Raw genomic sequence first — 16951 nt, 5'->3', positions numbered from 1 at the left:
ATGGATAGATATGATAAAATTGAAACGATGCAGAAAATTAGCAATCAGGGAATAATAGCAGTTGTGCGCGGACAAACGCTCGAAGAAGGGCTTAAGATAGCTGATGCCTGTATTGCTGGAGGTGTAAAGGTGATTGAAATGACGTTTACGACTCCCTTGGCGCACGAGGCAATAGCTAAGCTTCAAAAAAAATATCAAAAAGATGAAGAGGTCATCATTGGTGCGGGAACCGTTCTTGAGGCAACCACGGCACGGCTGGCTATATTAGCAGGTGCAAGATTCATTGTGTCACCTGCGTTTGATGAAGAAACGATCCGTTTGTGCAATCTTTACCGGGTGGTATCTTGTCCGGGCGTAATGACACCTGGAGAGGCTGCGAAGGCATTAGCGGCAGGCGCTGATATTATAAAGATTTTTCCTGGCGATATCGTCGGGCCCAAAATCATCAAGGATATTCATGGCCCCTTGCCACAGGCAATGCTTATGCCTTCGGGTGGTGTAGCCGTCGATAATGTTGCCGATTGGTTGAGAGCTGGCTGTGTAGCTGTATCTGCTGGTGGAAGTCTTACTAAAACTGCTAAAAGCGGCGATTATGCTGGTGTTACAGCCATGGCCCAGAAATTTATCGAGGCTGTTCGTAGGGCGAAAAATGAGTTGCACAAACAATTTCATATTCGAACAGCATGAAATACAAACATGAAATATAAATGTCAGAGCTAAAGAAATAATATAAAAAGCGAGACAATACGCTGTAAAATCACGGGGAAATAAAAGAATTCAAAGTTGGCATGCTATATGCATTTAGTAATGGATGTAAGACGAAAAAAGTCGAGATGTCAATGGCAGAGGAGGGGTTGGATATTGCAGGAAATTATCGATACACATAATCATCTTTGGCAATACGAAGACAACGATTTTTTTTCCTGGATTCAGGAAGGCATGGATGTTTTACGGCAGGATTTCTCAATCAATCAGTTAGAACAAACCCTACAGGCAAATGGTGTGGCTGGGTCATTACTGGTGCATGCTGTAGCAAGGCTTGATGAGTCAAAGGTTTTGCTGGCTTTGGCCGAGAAACATAACATGGTTCGCGGTGTGGTAGGCTGGTGTGATATCGTTGCAGGTGCGGAAACGGTAAAGGCACAGATACAGGAACTCCGCGCTTGTGGCAACAAGCTCAAGGGAATCCGCTATCTTTCGCAAGGTCTTCCCCCAGAGCACTTGCTGAGCGATTCGTTTGTGGAAGGCGTGCGTGAGGTCGGACGGGCAGGGCTGGTTTATGAACTGCTTGTTACAACAGAGCAGCTTGACGCAGCGGCAGAGCTTGTAAAGCAAGCGGAAGAGACAAATTTCATCTTGGAGCATATTGCAAAACCTCCCATCAAAGCACGGGAAATACATCCTTGGGCCGAGAAAATAAACGGCTTAGCAGCTTCACCACGTGTGGCTTGCAAGATTTCCGGAATGGTTACCGAGGCCGATTGGCAGCAATGGAAACCTGCAGATTTTGTGCCATATCTGGATACCGTTTATGAAGCGTTTGGGCAGGAACGACTGATCTTTGGCTCGGATTGGCCGATGCTACTAGTGGCAACTGATTATGGTGGGGTCAAGGGAATTATCACAGCTTGGGTAGCAACACATAAAGAAATTGATTCAGATAAGATATTTGCTGGCAATGCCCGCCGGATTTATCATCTGGATTGACTGAATGAAATAGGAGGAATGTGTATTATGATTACGATGAACAAAATCAAGCGTGTAGATCTGAAGGTGCCTTCATTGATTTTGGGGTGCTCAGGTATGGCGAATATGTATCATCGGATGACGAATGCCGAGGCAATTGGGATTGCGGAAGGTGCCATTGAGCTTGGCTATCGCGGCTTCGATGTTGCTCCGCATTACGGGGCAAGTTTGGCGGAAATCCGTCTGGGACTGGCATTGCGTAACTTAGAGCGCGATGACTTCGTCCTTTCGACGAAGGTAGGACGGCTGCTATACCCACGGCAAGAAGAGGGCTTACAGAATGGCAATGAATTTTATGATGAGAATCCGATGAATCGTGTCTTCGATTATTCTTATGATGGTATCATGCGTTCGTATGAAGATTCGATTCGACGCTTGGGGACACGTCGCATTGATATTCTCTATGTTCACGATATTGGTACCTACGCACATGGCAAGACTCCGGAGGAGCGTCAGCATTTCAAGACGCTTTGTGATTCGGGATTCAAAGCACTCGAAGAGCTGCGGAAAAACGGGCAGATCAAGGCATTTGGCATTGGCGCAAATGAAGTGGATATTATGGTTGAAGCCATGGATTATGCGGATATGGATATCATGCTGGTCGCTCAGCGCTATAATCTTTTGGAGACACATCATGAAGAATTCTTCCAGAAATGTGAGCAGCGTAATGTATCGGTAGCAGTAGCGGCACCGTATGCATCGGGGGTCCTGGTGAAGAAAAGCATTACCGAGGGTCATTACGAATATGGCAGTGTGCCGAAGGAAATCTTCGATCGTGTCATGGAAATCCGCAAGGTTTGTGATGCTTATGATGTTCCCATTGGCGCGGCTGCTTTGCAATATCCGCTGCGCAATAAAAATGTAGTAGCGGTTGTCTGCGGAGCTACTTCGCAAAAACAAGCAGCGAGCAATTGGGAATGGGCGCAGACAGATATTCCTGAAGGGCTATGGAAAGCGCTTTCCGATATTGGTATCAACTGACAATGAGCTTTCATGCTTTGCTAGGATGACGAAAAGGAGAGATATGATATGTCAAAAAAATGGAATCAGCTTCCCAATGGTTATTTGACGAGTACTCCGTTCTTGCAGTTTGTCCTCATGACGATGCTTTTCCCTCTGTGGAGTGTCGCAAATGCTTTGAATGATGTTTTGATTACACAGTTTAAGTCTATTTTTGAATTGAGCAATTTTGCCAGTGCCTTTGTCCAAAGTGCATTCTTTGGTGGCTATTTTGTCATGGCTATTCCCGCCGCGCTCGTCATGAAGAAGAAATCCTATGTATCGGCTATCCTTTGTGGTTTGGCCTTCTACATTGTCGGTTGTCTGTTGTTCTTCCCGGCATCGCATATGGCAACCTATACGATGTTCCTCGTAGCGATCTTTGCTATTGCCCTTGGCTTGAGTTTTCTGGAAACTTCGGCTAACACTTATGCGACGATGATTGGACCGGAGAAGACATCGACTTTTCGTATCAATCTAAGTCAGACTTTTACACCGATTGGCAATATTTGCGGTATTCTTCTCGGTAAGTTCTTGATTTTCCAGGAAGGTGAAAGCCTTTCCAGCAAGATGGCTGCTATGTCGCCAGATCAGATTGCTGCCTTCCGTCTCGAAATGCTGCAGCATACGTTAGTTCCCTATAAATATATTGTCCTGATTCTTGTCGCATTGTTCCTCGCCTTTGTATTTATCAAATTCCCGTCCTGTAAACCGCAGGTCAAGGAAACGGCAGAAGTAGTCAAGAATAAAGTCAACCTGCTCTCGATGAAAACGGCAAAATTCATGATGGGGGTACAGCGTTTCCGTCGCAGCTTGCTCGCAATGTTCCTCTATAATGGTATGCAGGCAGCTGTTTGGTCGTTTACGATTCGTCTGGCACTTTCCTTAGATGGTTCAATGAATGAGCGCGTGGCAGCGAATTACATGATTGCCAGCTTTATCGTGTTCTTCCTGGGCCGTGTCGTGGCAAGTACGCTGCTGACGAAGATGTCGGCCAATAAACTTCTGTTCATCTATTCGGTATTGGGCTGCCTCTGTCTGGCTTATGTCGCTGGTGTCAACGACTTCTCGGTCATGTATCCAGTAATTCTGGTCAGTGCTTTCATGGGTCCGGTTTATCCGACAATTTACGATACGGGACTTAAGACTGTACCGGCAGAGTATCGTGAATCAGCAGCTGCTGCGATGGTCATGTCAATTGTCGGTGGTGCTATGATGCCGCCAATCCTTGGGCTGGTAGCCGATGCTACAGGTATCCTTCATGTGGGTTATGTCATTCCATTCCTTTGCTTTGTCGTGATTTCCTGGTTCTTCTACACAGAACTGCATATTGAAAATGAGAAACATGAAACGGAGCTGAAGGAAGTACATCAGCTGTAAGCAGAGAAGGAATAGGTGATTGGCTATGTTGCTTGGTATTCCCGCAATTTTGCCTCCAGATCTTTTGAAAGTTCTGTGCGAGATGGGGCATGGTGACCGCATTGTTATTGCAGATGGCAATTTTCCTGCGGCATCTGTCGGAAAAGATCATATCGTTATCCATTGTGACGGTCATGGCATTCCGGAAGTCTTGGAGGCAATCCTGAAACTCATGCCGTTGGATCAGTATGAAGAAAAACCTGTGAGTCTGATGGAGGTCGTTCCAGGCGATCCGGTAAAGACCCCAATATGGGATACGTATAAGGAAATCCTGGCGAAATACGATTCGCGTGGTGCTGAGGGGATTCGCACCGTAGAACGATTCGCCTACTATAAGGAAGCCGCGAAGGCATATGCGATCATCACTACAGGCGAACGCGCACAGTATGCTAATGTCATGTTGCAAAAGGGCTGTGTGTTGGAAGGTAAAAGATAGCAGGTGTTTATAATTCTGTGATTTTCTGGCAAAAGGCAGCACACTGATGAGGTGTCTGCCTTTTTGCTGTGTTTATGATGTGTTAGAATAAGAAATGGATCAATTTTTCCGATAGTATAAAGCAAAGGAGTTCTGGTACCATGTCTCTGATTTTGTTCGTTGCACCAACCTTAGCCATCGATAAGAAGGCAAAAAGTATTATCAAACAGCGGAATTTGGATATAGATGTCATTTATTCACAGGATGCCAAGGTAATCATGGATGTAGCGCCTTTTACAGAGACACAGATTATCATCGCCCGTGGTGGTATGGCCAAAACATTGGAGGCACAGGGCAAACATACTATTGTGCATATTGGGGCAGCGTTCCATGATGTCATGCAAGCCATTGAGGAACTGGTGCAAAAAGGCTGCCGTCGGATTGCGGTAGTTATGCGCAGCAATATCATTCACGATGTACGGAGGCATTTCCGGTTAGGTGATATTTATGTGGAAGTTATTCCCTGTGACAGCCGCGAGGAAATCAATGCAACGATTGAACGGCTGGCTGCTGAACAAAGTGTAGACGGAATTGCAGGCTGCAATATTGCAGCGGCCTATGCATCAGAATGTGGCTTTCGTCATACACTGATTGATTCAAGCCGTGAGGCAATAAGCAGTGCGATTGATGAGGCGCAGCTTATCCTGAAGAACAAAGAACAGCAGACGCTGCGCTTGCAACAAGTCGATGCAGTCATCCAGAATATAACCGAAGGTGTTGTTGTCCTGAGTGAGGAGGGCGAACCGGTTTTTTCCAATCGGTTGAGCCATAAAGTCTTTGGCGAGAATTTTGCGGCATGGAAAGATGAAGTACTGCCAAGACTCCAGGGAACGAATGGCGAACAGATTCTCGAAGTCGGCAAGACGAAAATACTCTGTCATAGGATTCCTTTGATGGTCAATCAAAGGACGCAGCGTCAAATCGTGATTTTCCAGGAAGTAGAACACATCGAAAAAAATGCGCGCACGGTACGGTCATCGCTATATCAAAAAGGCCTTTATGCGAAAATGCATTTTTCCGATATCATGACGTATGCGGATACGATGCAGCGGACTATTCAGCTGGCAGAGCGTTTTGCGCGTACCGATGCGAATGTCTTGATCCTGGGGGAGACAGGTACCGGTAAAGAGGGAATGGCGCAAAGTATCCATAATGCGAGCCGCCGGGCAGATAAGCCGTTTGTCTCTGTGAACTGTGCCTCGATTCCGCCGAATCTGATGGAAAGCGAGTTCTTTGGCTATGTGGATGGTGCTTTTACAGGCGCTCGTAAATCGGGGAAAAAGGGATTGTTTGAATTGGCTCACCAGGGTACGATCTTTCTGGATGAGATTGGTGAATTGCCGCTTGATATCCAGGGCAGATTATTGCGTGTCCTGCAGGAGCATGAAATACGCCGTATCGGTGATGATCGGATATTGCCGCTCGATATTCGCATTATCTGTGCAACAAATCGCGATTTGGTGAAGATGGTGCAGGAAGGGACGTTCCGCGAGGACTTGTATTATCGCATCAATGTATTGCGTTTGCCACTGCCACCGTTAAGAGAGCGTCATGGCGACGCAATACCGTTGCTTGACTACTATTATCGTGCCTTTACCGATGGCCGTTCCTGGGAGAAAGCAGTAACGCCAAAAGCCAGAGAGTTACTGAAACGCTATGATTGGCCAGGCAATATCCGTGAGTTACGGAATGTGGCTGAGGTTTTGTCCTGCTATGACGATATGCTCGTAGATGAATCACAGATGCAAGCTTTTTTGTCTGGCGCGTTAAGGCAGGAGGATACGGATAAGCCGGATCAAGAATCGATTGTCTTGCCATTGAAAACGACTTTACCCGAGGCGGAGCGTGAGATCATCCGGCAGTTGTTGTTACATTACTCACCAGAGGAGGTATGCGCACAGCTAGGAATCAGCCGTGTGACTTTGTGGCGGAAAGCCAAGCCAAAGGAATAAGACAAAAACTTAATCGTATGCATTTCAAAAATGAAACAAATATGTTCAGAACAAGCGTAAAAGGAAGAAACTCTTCTGTTTTACGCTTGTTTTTTCTTGGCACGAAAAATGCATATCTTTAGGGTAGTGATATTTAGAAAGGATGATCAGTGATGAAAGCAATTCGTATCAATGAGCCTGGTAACGTTGAATTATTTGATATGCCGATGCCTGTGCGCAAGCCAGGTGAAGCCCTGCTGAAAATCTTGTATGGTGGCATCTGCGGCAGCGATCTTGGCACCTATCGAGGGACCTTTGCCTATGCTGGCTACCCGCGTATTCCCGGTCATGAGTTTTCCGCACAGATTGTAGAAATCGATGCGAATGACCGTGGCTTGGAAAAAGGCATGATCGTTACCTGCAATCCCTATTTCAATTGTGGAACATGTTATTCTTGTGAGCGGGGGTTAGTGAATTGCTGTGAACATAATGAAACCATGGGAGCACAGCGTGATGGGGCTTTTCGGGAATACATCACGATGCCTGTAGAACGCATTTATGACGGCCAAGGATTATCTCCGCGGCAACTAGCACTGATTGAGCCTTTTTGCATCAGCTATCATGGTGTAAGCCGGGCAAATATCCAGCCGGGAGAAAAGGTCCTGATTGTCGGTGCAGGTACGATTGGCGTGCTGGCAGCGGCAGCAGCACGGGCCGCTGGAGCAGAGGTATATATTTCCGATATTGCTGATAAGAAACTTGACTATGCAGTAGAGAAGTTTGGACTGGCGGGAAAAATCCTCAATGATTCGCCGGAGCATTTTCATGAGGCTGTAGCGAAAATCACTAATGGTAATGGTTTTGATGTAACGATTGAGGCTGTGGGCTTGCCGGCAACATTTTTGCTCTGTATTGATGCAGCGGCTTTTGGCGCTCGTGTTGTCCAGATTGGTGTGGGCAAGAAGAATGCCGACTTTGATTTCACGTTGTTGCAGAAGAAAGAACTCAATGTGTATGGCTCACGCAATGCGTTGCAGAAGGATTTTCTCGCATTGATTGATTTGGTCAAAGCAGGTAAGGCCAATATAGAACGCGTTGTGACGAATGAATATGAATTTGCTGATGCCCCTAAAGCCTTCCAGGAGTTTTCGGAGCAGGCAGCATCGATGCTCAAAGTCGTTATTCATTTTGCTGACCCTGAATAAGAAGGAGGGGCTTTGGATGAAAAAGATACAGGAAGTCTATCAAAGACAGGCGTATCCTGTTCGTGTTCTGCAGATTGGTGAAGGAAATTTTTTGCGGGCATTTGTCGACTATGGCATTGATTTGGCTAACGAGAAACGTGGGTTTAATGGCAGTGTTGCCGTTGTCATGCCGCGGGCAAAGACCAATACACGGTTTGCTGCCCAGGACAATATTTACTCGGTTTGTGTCCGAGGAAAAAAAGCAGGTAAGACCTATAAGGAAAATCGCGTGATTTCTTGTCTGGATCGTGTAGTCAGTGCTTATTCGGATTATAAGGAATTCCTGCAGCTGGCGGAGCTGCCTTCCTTAGAGTTTGTTATCTCGAACACGACAGAAGCTGGCATTGTATATAATGATGATGATGCGTATGAAGATAAGCCGCCCCAAAGTTATCCGGCAAAATTGACAAAATTCTTATTTACGAGGTTTGAGCATTTTTCGGGGGCAAAAGAAAAAGGCTTGGTCATGCTGCCGGTAGAACTTATTGACCACAATGGGCAGATGCTAAAGAAGTGTGTAAAAGCGTATGCGAAGAAATGGATGCTTGGGGACGCTTTTGCAGCATGGCTTGATGAATCCTGCCTATTTGTCGATACGCTGGTTGACCGTATCGTTACTGGCTATCCGCGAAACGATGCTGCCAAGTATGAACAGGAGCTTGGTTATGAGGATGCCTTACTGGATCAATGTGAGCCGTTTGCCTTTTGGGCCATTGGTGAACCTTCATTGGAAAAACGGTTCGCAATTGCGACAGAGGATTTTCCTATCGTATTTACCAAGGACGTGGATGCCTATAAACGCCGTAAGGTACGTATCTTAAATGGCGCACACACTTCGATGGCGCTGGGGGCCTATCTGGCAGGCCTTGATTATGTAGGCGAATGTATGAAAGATGCCGATATACGCCGGCAGCTTGAGCAGCTGGTTTATCAGGAAATCGTACCAGCCTTTCACAAAGAAGATGATTCGTTGCGTGATTTTGCTGCATCTGTGTTTGAGCGGTTTGAAAATCCATTTGTGAATCATTCCTTGCTCGCGATTTCCTTGAATTCCATTGCCAAATGGCGGGCTCGTGTACTGCCAAGCCTGATGGATTATGAGCAAAACACCAAGGTGCTGCCCAAATGGTTGACCTTTTCCCTGGCGGCCCTGCTGGCCTTTTATCATACGGTGGAGAAAGGCGATGGTTGTCTGATTGGTTATCGGAACGGCAAGCCGTATGAGATACACGATGATGCCGAAAAACTTGATCGTGTGGCCAGTTGGGCAGCACTGCCCGATGAAGTATATGTCAGGAAATTTTTGCAGGCAGATGATTTTTGGGGCATAGACCTGCGGACAATTCCTGGTTTTTATGATGCGGTATTGCATCATTATGAGTTATTGCAGCTGATGGGCATAAAGTCGTATATCAAGAAATTGGGAGAGTATATGGCATGAAAAAGTATTTGCAGATTCATCCGCAGGATAATGTCGCTGTGGCCATCGAATCATTTCAACCGGGCGAAGCGATTGCAGCAGGTGCTAAAACCATCACGGTCAAAGAAAGTATCCCCGCTGGGCATAAAGTAGCGATTGCGCCAATAAGCAGGGGAAGTGATGTGGTAAAATACGGTTTTCCGATTGGCGCTGCGAAAGTAAATATTGAACCAGGTGAGTGGGTTCATACCGAACGGCTGCAAAGTAAGTTGGCCGGACTTGTCGATTATCGTTATGAACCCAAAAAAAACAGTGCATGGCAGCCGGATGGTTTTGCGCCTAAGGAGAAAAGTTTTTGGGGTTATGAGCGTCCGGACGGCCAAGTAGGGATACGTAATGAAGTCTGGATCATACCGACAGTTGGATGTGTCAATGCCATTGCCAGGGAAATAGAATCGCGGGCTCAAGCAATGCTGACGGGCGAAGAGCATATTGATGGCATCTTTGCCTTTAATCATCCGTATGGCTGCTCGCAAATCGATGAGGATTTGGAGAAAACGCAGCAGTTTTTGGCAAGTCTCGTCCATCATCCCAATGCTGGTGCGGTATTGGTGCTATCCTTAGGCTGTGAGAACAACACGCTTGCCAGTATGCAAAAAGCTATTGGCAGTTTTGCTGCGGGCAGGGTAAAGTTTTTGGTATGTCAGGATTGTGAAGATGAAATCGAGGCAGGAGTAGCGGCAATTCGTGAGTTGATTGACTATGCCGATAAATGCCAGCGTACTTTGCAGCCGGCAAGCAAGCTGGTCATTGGCCTAAAATGTGGCGGGTCGGATGGCTTTTCAGGCATTACGGCCAATGCCTTGGCAGGGCAGGTGTCCAACATCGTTGCTGCAGCTGGCGGAACAGCAATCTTGACCGAGGTGCCCGAAATGTTTGGGGCAGAAACCTTGCTGATGAATCGGGCCGTTAATGAAGAAATCTTTCAGAAGATTGTGCAACTTATCAATGGCTTCAAGGAATACTATATGCGCTATGGAAAACAAATCAATGAAAATCCATCGCCGGGCAATAAAGCTGGTGGCATAACCACGCTGGAAGAAAAATCCTTGGGTTGTGTGCAAAAAGGAGGCGTGGCGCTCGTTACGGATGTATTGGCTTATGGACAGAGAGTAAAAAACAAGACGCAAGGATTGCTGCTGCTTGAGAGTCCTGGCAACGATCTGGTGGCAGCAAATGCTTTGGCCGCAGCGGGTGCGCAGTTGATCTTGTTCACGACAGGGCGTGGTACTCCGTTTGCAGCGCCTGTGCCAACGGTGAAGATTGCCAGCAACTCGAAGTTGGCAACACGGAAAAAGAACTGGCTTGATTTCAATGCAGGGATGCTGCTGGAAGGTGCATCATTAGAAGAACTGGGAGAACGATTTTGGAATTATATGCTGGCAGTTGCTTCTGGACAGGAAAAAACAGTATCGGAGCATCTGGATAAGCATGAATTGGCAATCTTCAAAGACGGAGTTTGTTTATAGAAGAATTTTGACATGTCAAGTGAGTCTCTGGTTGATGGGCGAGCAATCTCTGCTTTTTTATGGGAGCGAAATTTTTTTTGCAAAAATCTATAACACTTTGGCTGCCTCAGGGATATAAAGAACAAATAGCAAAACAAACCAAACCGCACAGCGGGATATGCAAGGAGGAATTTATCATGAAAACGCGTATTATGACTTTGCTGGCTGTTCTGATGATGGGGCTTTCGAGTATCTGCATGGCACATGTTTCGGGAGGAAGCATCGATGGCATGATCAATACTTCAGTAGGGCCGAAGGTTGCGATCTATACCTGTGAAGGGTATTCGGTCGGCACCATCGTGGAGTACCCGGGCGATTATCCACTCGAAGACCATGATGTTATCGAGGCACTCAATGGCGGCTATCTGACGCAGGTCGGTTATGTAAGCGTCAAGGATCTGCGCACGGGTTCGAGCGGCAATGTATTCCGCATCGATGCAGTAGGCCTGAGCGAATATACGGCGAAGGCATGGCTGGCAAATGGCGGGTCCTTCTAAGCGCGAGATGGGCAGCAGCTGCAAAAGACTTGACAAGTCAAATGTCAATGGTTAAACTAAGCTTACAAGTCGATAATGCCGTGCAGGACTGACGGATTAGTGGAATCGACCACATGTACTGCAAGGTTTAACAAGCCGACCGTCTGGGCAGAGAGTTTTTGTCCAGACGGTTTTTTGTTTGGATGAAAGCTCTTTTTCTCGTTGCTGCGCAGGCAGCAGAAAGGATGGTTTTCATGCGGAATCGTTGGCTCATTGCGTTGGCTGCGGTGGGAATCCATATTTCCATCGGCAGCGTCTATGCCTGGAGTGTCCTGACGCGCCCCATCATGGCGGAACTGGGATTCACGCTGGCGGAGACGACGTGGACCTTTTCTCTGGCAATCCTGTTCCTTGGCATGTCGGCAGGTTTCTTGGGCCGGTTTGTGGAAAAACATGGGCCGAAGAAGAGCGGGCTGCTGGCCATGCTGTTTTTTGGCACGGGCATGTTCGGTACAGCGCTGGCGCTGCACTTGCACAGCTTGCTGCTCTTGTATCTTTTCTATGGTGTCATCGGCGGCATCGGCCTTGGTGTCGGCTATATCACGCCGGTATCGACGCTTGTCAAGTATTTCCCGCAGCACCGCGGCTTTGCGACGGGGCTTGCCATCATGGGCTTCGGCTTTGCCGCGCTGATTGCCGGCCCTGTCATGCAGGCGCTGACGGCAAAAGCCGGCCTTGTGGATACTTTCCTGCTGCTGGGCGCAGCCTACATGCTGCTGATGGGGGCGTCAGCGCTTTATCTGAAGCCGCCCGTGCAGCCAGCTGGCACGGCAAAGGTCACGCAGATCCAGCATGGCGCCACGGCTGCTGAGGCTGTGAGGACCTGGCCGTTTGGCATGCTCTGGTGGGTGTTCTTTGTCAATATCACTTGCGGCATCGGTCTGCTGGCAGTGGCTTCGCCGATGGCCCAGCAGGCCGCGGGCATGGATGCGGCCCAGGCGGCGTCGATGGTCGGCCTCATCGGGCTCGTAAATGGCGGCGGGCGCATTGTCTGGTCGACGCTTTCGGATTATTTGGGGCGCGGGCTTACCTATATGGCCTTTTTCGCGCTGGAGGCCGGTGCTTTTTACTTGTTGGCGGGCACAAGCGATGCGCTGGCGTTCCAGCTGCTCGTGTTTTTGATCATCAGCTGCTATGGTGGCGGCTTTTCGTGCATGCCGGCTTATCTTGCCGATATCTTCGGCACGCGGGAGCTAAGCGCGATCCACGGCCGCGTGCTGACGGCCTGGGGCATGGCTGGCGTGGCCGGTCCGACCATCGTCTCGTGGTTCTGGGAGCATACGCATAGTTATTCGGCGACGCTGCTGTTCTTTGCCGGCTGCTTCGTGCTGAACTTCCTGCTGGCCGCGGTGCTGAAACTGCATGGCAGTCGTGCAGCTGCCGCCGTCAAGACGGCAAATACCTAAGAAAATATCGTTGGGCCTCCCTTGGCAGGACTTTTCCTTGTCGGACGCGAATACAAGCGTAGACAAAGAAGATTTTGCAGAGCAAGGGAGGTTTTTTTATGGGAATCCTGGAATCTATGGGCAGGCGCCGCTCGTATTATCAAATCAATAAGGAGCTGCCGGTCACGGCCGAGAAGATCCGCGAGGTGGTGGAGCAGGCAACAGAGCTGACGCCTGATGCGTTCAATATGAGGTCGGCGCGTGTCGTGGTGGCGCTCGGCAGGAAGCAGGATGTGCTTTGGGACGTGATTTACGATGCCTTTGACGGCAAGGTAGCACGTGAGAAGATTGACGGCTTCAAGGCTGGCGCGGGTACGGTGCTCTATTTCTACGATGAGGATGTTGTAAGGAACTTGCAGGGGCAGTTTCCCATGTATGCGGAAAACTTCCCGCTATGGGCGCAGCAGGCTAACGGCATGCTGCAGTTTGCTGTCTGGACAGCCTTGCGTGACCTGGAGGTCGGGGCTAGTATCCAGCACTACAATCCGGTCATTGACGAGGCCGTGCATACCCTGTTTGCCCTGCCGGCTTCCTGGAAACTCATCGCCCAGATGCCGTTTGGCGGCATCGCTGCCGGGCCGGAGCCTAAGGAGAAGGAAGACATCGCGCAGCGGGTCAAAGTGCAGACGTGACTTATCGGGAGTAGTGGTGAAGGGCAGATGGGGGAGGATGTTTGATGTTACCATCGCGTACCGGCTCGGTCCCTTTGGTTTCCTGCATCTTTCCCATCTGCCGGATGGCAAAGATTACCCGGATGCGCAGAACTTAGGCCTGCTCGATCAGCTGATGGCTTTGAAGTGGGTGCATGAGAACATCGGCAGTTTTGGCGGCGATCCTCGTAATGTGACGATCTTTGGCGAATCCGCTGGTGCTGGCAGCTGTACCATGCTGCCGCTCCTCCGTATGTCGGAAAATCAGACGCTGGCTGGCGGCAAATCATATACGTACTATTTCACGCCGGAATCCTCGCTGCCGATCGTGAAAAGCGGGCATTCGATAGAGCTCGCCTCGGTGTTCAATCATCCCGAGATGACCGCCGACACTGGCAGGACATTGGATCAGACCTTTGCCAAGACCATGCGCAAAATGTGGGTCCAGTTCGCCAAGACGGGCAATCCGTCCCTTAGTGCAGATCTTTCGCCCGATGGCAGGGCAAAGGTTTGGCCGCTCTACGACCTGAAGCAGAAGCAAGTGATGGTCTTTGACGAGAACAATATCCATCCGGAACGCGAAGCCTCGCGGAAGATCGTGGATTGGGACAGAACCTATTTCCTTACCAAATACTATGTATTTTGACCGGTAAGACTCGGAAAGGAGAACTATCATGAGGCAAATGATGCGCATGCGTATCATGAAGCTTTTGGCAGGCATCGTGGTATTAAGCTTTATGCTCGGAGCTGGCGGGCTGGCCAGTGGCAGCGAAAAGACGAAGGCTGACCTCGTGGTTTATGGCAAGATATTCACTTCGGATAACAACAAGGTGGCAGAGGCTTTTGCCGTGAAGGATGGCAAATACATCTATGTAGGCGATAAGAAAGGCGCTGCCGCACTGGTCGAAGCAGGAAGGACCGATGTGGTGGACTATACGGACAAGGGGCTTGTGATGCCTGGCTGCGGCAACGGGCATGCCCATTATCCGATAGCTTATGCCATGATCGAAATCGGAGCGCAGGTTGGCGATAGTGATGATGCAAACAAGTTCTTGACAGAAATCCTTCCCGCGGCTGTCAAGAAGGCCAAGGCTGCAAACTTAAAGGCTGTTTTCGGTTTAGGGTGGAACCTCGATACTTTCAAGGGCAATATGCCTACCCGTCAACAGATCGATGCGGTCTGCAAGGATCTGCCGGTATTCTTTATCGATGAGGAAGGCCATAAGAGCCTGGTGAATACGCTTTCCCTGGTCCATGCAGGCATTATGAAGGAAGATGGCACTGTACTGAAAAAGGAAAATGACATAAGAGGCGGCGAGATTGTGATGGGAGCTGACGGCACGCCTACAGGCTATCTGAAGGAGCAGGCAGCCACTTATGTAAGGTCATTCCTGGACGGCGACAACCTCTTTACGGCTGACAGAGCCAGGACAACCTTGCGCAAGGTTCAGGATACCTTGTTGTCAGAAGGATATACGATGTATCTCGATGGGTATTCTTCGTATTTCCGCAACAATAACCTGTATAAGGCCGCCAGTGAGATGGACAAGGCCGGAACTATGCATTTTGTGCTGGGCACCGCCTATGAAATCGAAAGCTGGATGGATGTGGATGCAGAACTGGCCAAGGCGGTTGAAGCCCAAAAATATGCGTCCAAGCATGTAAAGACAAACTGGCTGAAATTTTACATGGACGGTACCGTGGAAAGCGGAACCGGCTTTATCGATCCGCCATATACGGATGGGCATCAAGGGCTGGTCAACTGGACGGAAGATGAATTTACCCGCATTACGCGCAAGGCGAATGAAAATGGTTTGACCATGCACGTGCATGCACTGGGCAATCAGGCAGTCCATCGTACCATAAACGCCTTCGTCAATGGGGGAAAGGATGAAATGCGCAATACGCTGGTGCATCTGCGCAACGTCAATCTGCCGGATTACGAGCGGATGGCAAGACATAACATACAGGTCACCGCTGGTTTGCTTTGGCACCACACGGCGGATGCGTCACTGCCTGATTTATTGCGCAGCCTTCCCGCAGGCATGGGGGACAAGGGGTATCCGATGAAATCTTATTTCGATTATGGGATAAACATGTCCTCACACTCGGATTTTCCGGCTCTCGCTGCTAGTCCCGATGATCCGTTTGGCATTATGGAGATTACAGTGACTGGTGCCTATTACCCTGAGAAGTCAAAACCCTGGTGGCCGGAAGAGCTGCTGACCCGTGAGCAGGCACTGACGGCTTTGACTATCAACTGCGCCAAGCAGATGTTTCTTGAGAAGGAAAGAGGCAGTATCACCAAGGGCAAATATGCAGATTTTCTCCTCGTCGACAAGGATGTGCTGACTTGCCCGGTGACAGATATCCATAAGGCCAGACCCGAGGCAACCTATTTCGAGGGCAAAAAAGTTTTTGCGAATCCAGCTGCGGCACCGGTCGATTATGCCGATAAGAACAACTGGATGAAGCAGCCAAAAATCACAAAGGACGTAGACACTATATATATCTATCCTACGGAATATGCTGACGATTCGGCAGGCGCGCCGGTCTTTGCTGACATCAATGAAAAAGCCATGCGGGAGCCTGCGCAGGAAACGTATCTGCTGCAGGGAACGGCTTATGCAGACGCTACCAATGTGTTTGTCCCGTATTACCGGCAGGTCAATATGGCGGCCGCCAGCGAAATGACGCCCGAAGCGTTGCGCGCGGCCTTCAACAACGTTCCCAAACAGGATGTCTTTGCCGCCCTTGACTACTACTTTGCCAATCTGAATGGCGGCAGGCCCTTTATTCTCGCAGGACACTCGCAGGGCTCGGCGATGCAGAGCCTTGTGCTGGCAGAATACATGAAGGCGCATCCAGAGTATCAGCAGCGCATGATCGCCGCGTATGTCATTGGTTTTTCGATTACTAAGGAGTATCTTCAGGCAAATCCGCACCTGCATTTTGCGGAAAGAGCCGATGATACCGGCGTTATCGTCTCGTGGAATACCGAGGGACCGGCCAATGCCGGCAAGAAAAACCTCGTGGTCCTGCCAGGCGCAATCAGCATCAATCCATTGAACTGGAAGCGGGATGAAACCTATGCGCCGGCAGCGGAAAACCTCGGCGGTTACATCTATAACGAAGCAACCGGAAAAATCGAGCAGGTTCCAAAAGCTGCCGATGCCCGGCTGGATTTGAAGCGGGGCGTTGTAATAACGAAGACCAATGCCATGAAGCCCATATATGAAATGTTCGGCATTACGGTTTTCGGCCCTGCCAGTTACCACAATGGCGACTATGCCCTTTATTACTACAACATCAAGGATAACGTCGCCAGGCGGATAGCGGCATATAAAAGCCATGCGGAACAGAGAAGGGGCTGAGCAGCTGCTCCGTCAAGCGGACGCCGTAGCCCTTAGTGACTTTCCTGGCGTAATATGGTATGATAAAAACATATAATCGTATAGATAAATGAGATAGTAGGGCGGGAAACCGCTACGGTAAGGACATCCATAATCCGGCAATTG

At 49.1% G+C, this 16951-nt stretch carries 14 protein-coding genes and 1 riboswitch; all 14 genes read left to right on the top strand.

Annotated features, from left to right (window positions below):
• The 14 genes from BM181_RS11010 (at position 1) to BM181_RS10945 (ending at position 16807) form a co-directional block, all read left to right on the top strand.
• Positions 1 to 687, top strand: coding sequence for a bifunctional 2-keto-4-hydroxyglutarate aldolase/2-keto-3-deoxy-6-phosphogluconate aldolase (locus BM181_RS11010; protein ID WP_075428125.1), 687 nt, complete (start codon positions 1 to 3; stop codon positions 685 to 687).
• Between the two features lie 174 nt (positions 688 to 861).
• Positions 862 to 1707, top strand: a complete 846-nt coding sequence (locus BM181_RS11005; RefSeq protein WP_177207203.1) for an amidohydrolase family protein — start codon at positions 862 to 864, stop codon at positions 1705 to 1707.
• Between the two features lie 27 nt (positions 1708 to 1734).
• Complete coding sequence (locus BM181_RS11000) at positions 1735 to 2727, top strand: aldo/keto reductase (protein ID WP_075444902.1); 993 nt, start codon at positions 1735 to 1737, stop codon at positions 2725 to 2727.
• Between the two features lie 48 nt (positions 2728 to 2775).
• The gene (gene fucP, locus BM181_RS10995) at positions 2776 to 4125 is read left to right on the top strand and encodes an L-fucose:H+ symporter permease (protein WP_075444900.1); all 1350 of its coding nucleotides are present in this window, start codon (positions 2776 to 2778) and stop codon (positions 4123 to 4125) included.
• 25 nt (positions 4126 to 4150) lie between these two features.
• A complete protein-coding gene (locus BM181_RS10990) occupies positions 4151 to 4600 on the top strand; it encodes an RbsD/FucU family protein (RefSeq protein WP_075444931.1) in 450 nt (149 codons plus the stop codon).
• A gap of 140 nt (positions 4601 to 4740) precedes the next feature.
• Positions 4741 to 6591, top strand: a complete 1851-nt coding sequence (locus BM181_RS10985) for a sigma 54-interacting transcriptional regulator (RefSeq protein ID WP_075444898.1) — start codon at positions 4741 to 4743, stop codon at positions 6589 to 6591.
• Positions 6592 to 6743: 152 nt separating this feature from the next.
• Positions 6744 to 7775: a zinc-binding alcohol dehydrogenase family protein gene (locus BM181_RS10980; RefSeq protein ID WP_075444896.1), complete on the top strand. Its 1032-nt coding sequence runs from the start codon at positions 6744 to 6746 to the stop codon at positions 7773 to 7775.
• 16 nt (positions 7776 to 7791) lie between these two features.
• Positions 7792 to 9255, top strand: a complete 1464-nt coding sequence (locus tag BM181_RS10975; protein WP_075444894.1) for a tagaturonate reductase — start codon at positions 7792 to 7794, stop codon at positions 9253 to 9255.
• Positions 9252 to 10763 (top strand): UxaA family hydrolase, encoded by a 1512-nt coding sequence (locus BM181_RS10970; protein ID WP_075444892.1) that lies wholly within the window; start codon positions 9252 to 9254, stop codon positions 10761 to 10763. Before BM181_RS10975 ends, BM181_RS10970 begins: the two co-directional genes overlap by 4 nt.
• Before the next feature lie 176 nt (positions 10764 to 10939).
• Positions 10940 to 11299 carry a hypothetical protein gene (locus BM181_RS10965; RefSeq protein ID WP_075428118.1) on the top strand — a complete coding sequence of 120 codons (360 nt, stop codon included), beginning with the start codon at positions 10940 to 10942 and terminating at the stop codon, positions 11297 to 11299.
• Between the two features lie 74 nt (positions 11300 to 11373).
• Positions 11374 to 11455, top strand: a riboswitch (ZMP/ZTP riboswitch).
• Between the two features lie 77 nt (positions 11456 to 11532).
• Positions 11533 to 12744 (top strand): L-lactate MFS transporter, encoded by a 1212-nt coding sequence (locus BM181_RS10960; RefSeq protein ID WP_075444929.1) that lies wholly within the window; start codon positions 11533 to 11535, stop codon positions 12742 to 12744.
• A gap of 98 nt (positions 12745 to 12842) precedes the next feature.
• Positions 12843 to 13415 carry a nitroreductase family protein gene (locus BM181_RS10955; RefSeq protein ID WP_075444890.1) on the top strand — a complete coding sequence of 191 codons (573 nt, stop codon included), beginning with the start codon at positions 12843 to 12845 and terminating at the stop codon, positions 13413 to 13415.
• Positions 13416 to 13452: 37 nt separating this feature from the next.
• A complete protein-coding gene (locus BM181_RS15675; protein ID WP_075444888.1) occupies positions 13453 to 14079 on the top strand; it encodes a carboxylesterase family protein in 627 nt (208 codons plus the stop codon).
• 28 nt (positions 14080 to 14107) lie between these two features.
• Entirely contained in the window at positions 14108 to 16807 is a 2700-nt protein-coding gene (locus BM181_RS10945; RefSeq protein WP_082336275.1) for an amidohydrolase family protein, read from the top strand.
• Positions 16808 to 16951 lie beyond the last annotated feature (144 nt).

Origin of the sequence: Pseudoselenomonas ruminantium, assembly GCF_900113715.1 — a bacterium.
Lineage (GTDB): Bacteria > Bacillota > Negativicutes > Selenomonadales > Selenomonadaceae > Selenomonas_A > Selenomonas_A caprae.
Note: the sequence above shows the minus strand (reverse complement) of the source record. Positions and strands in the feature narration are given on the sequence as shown.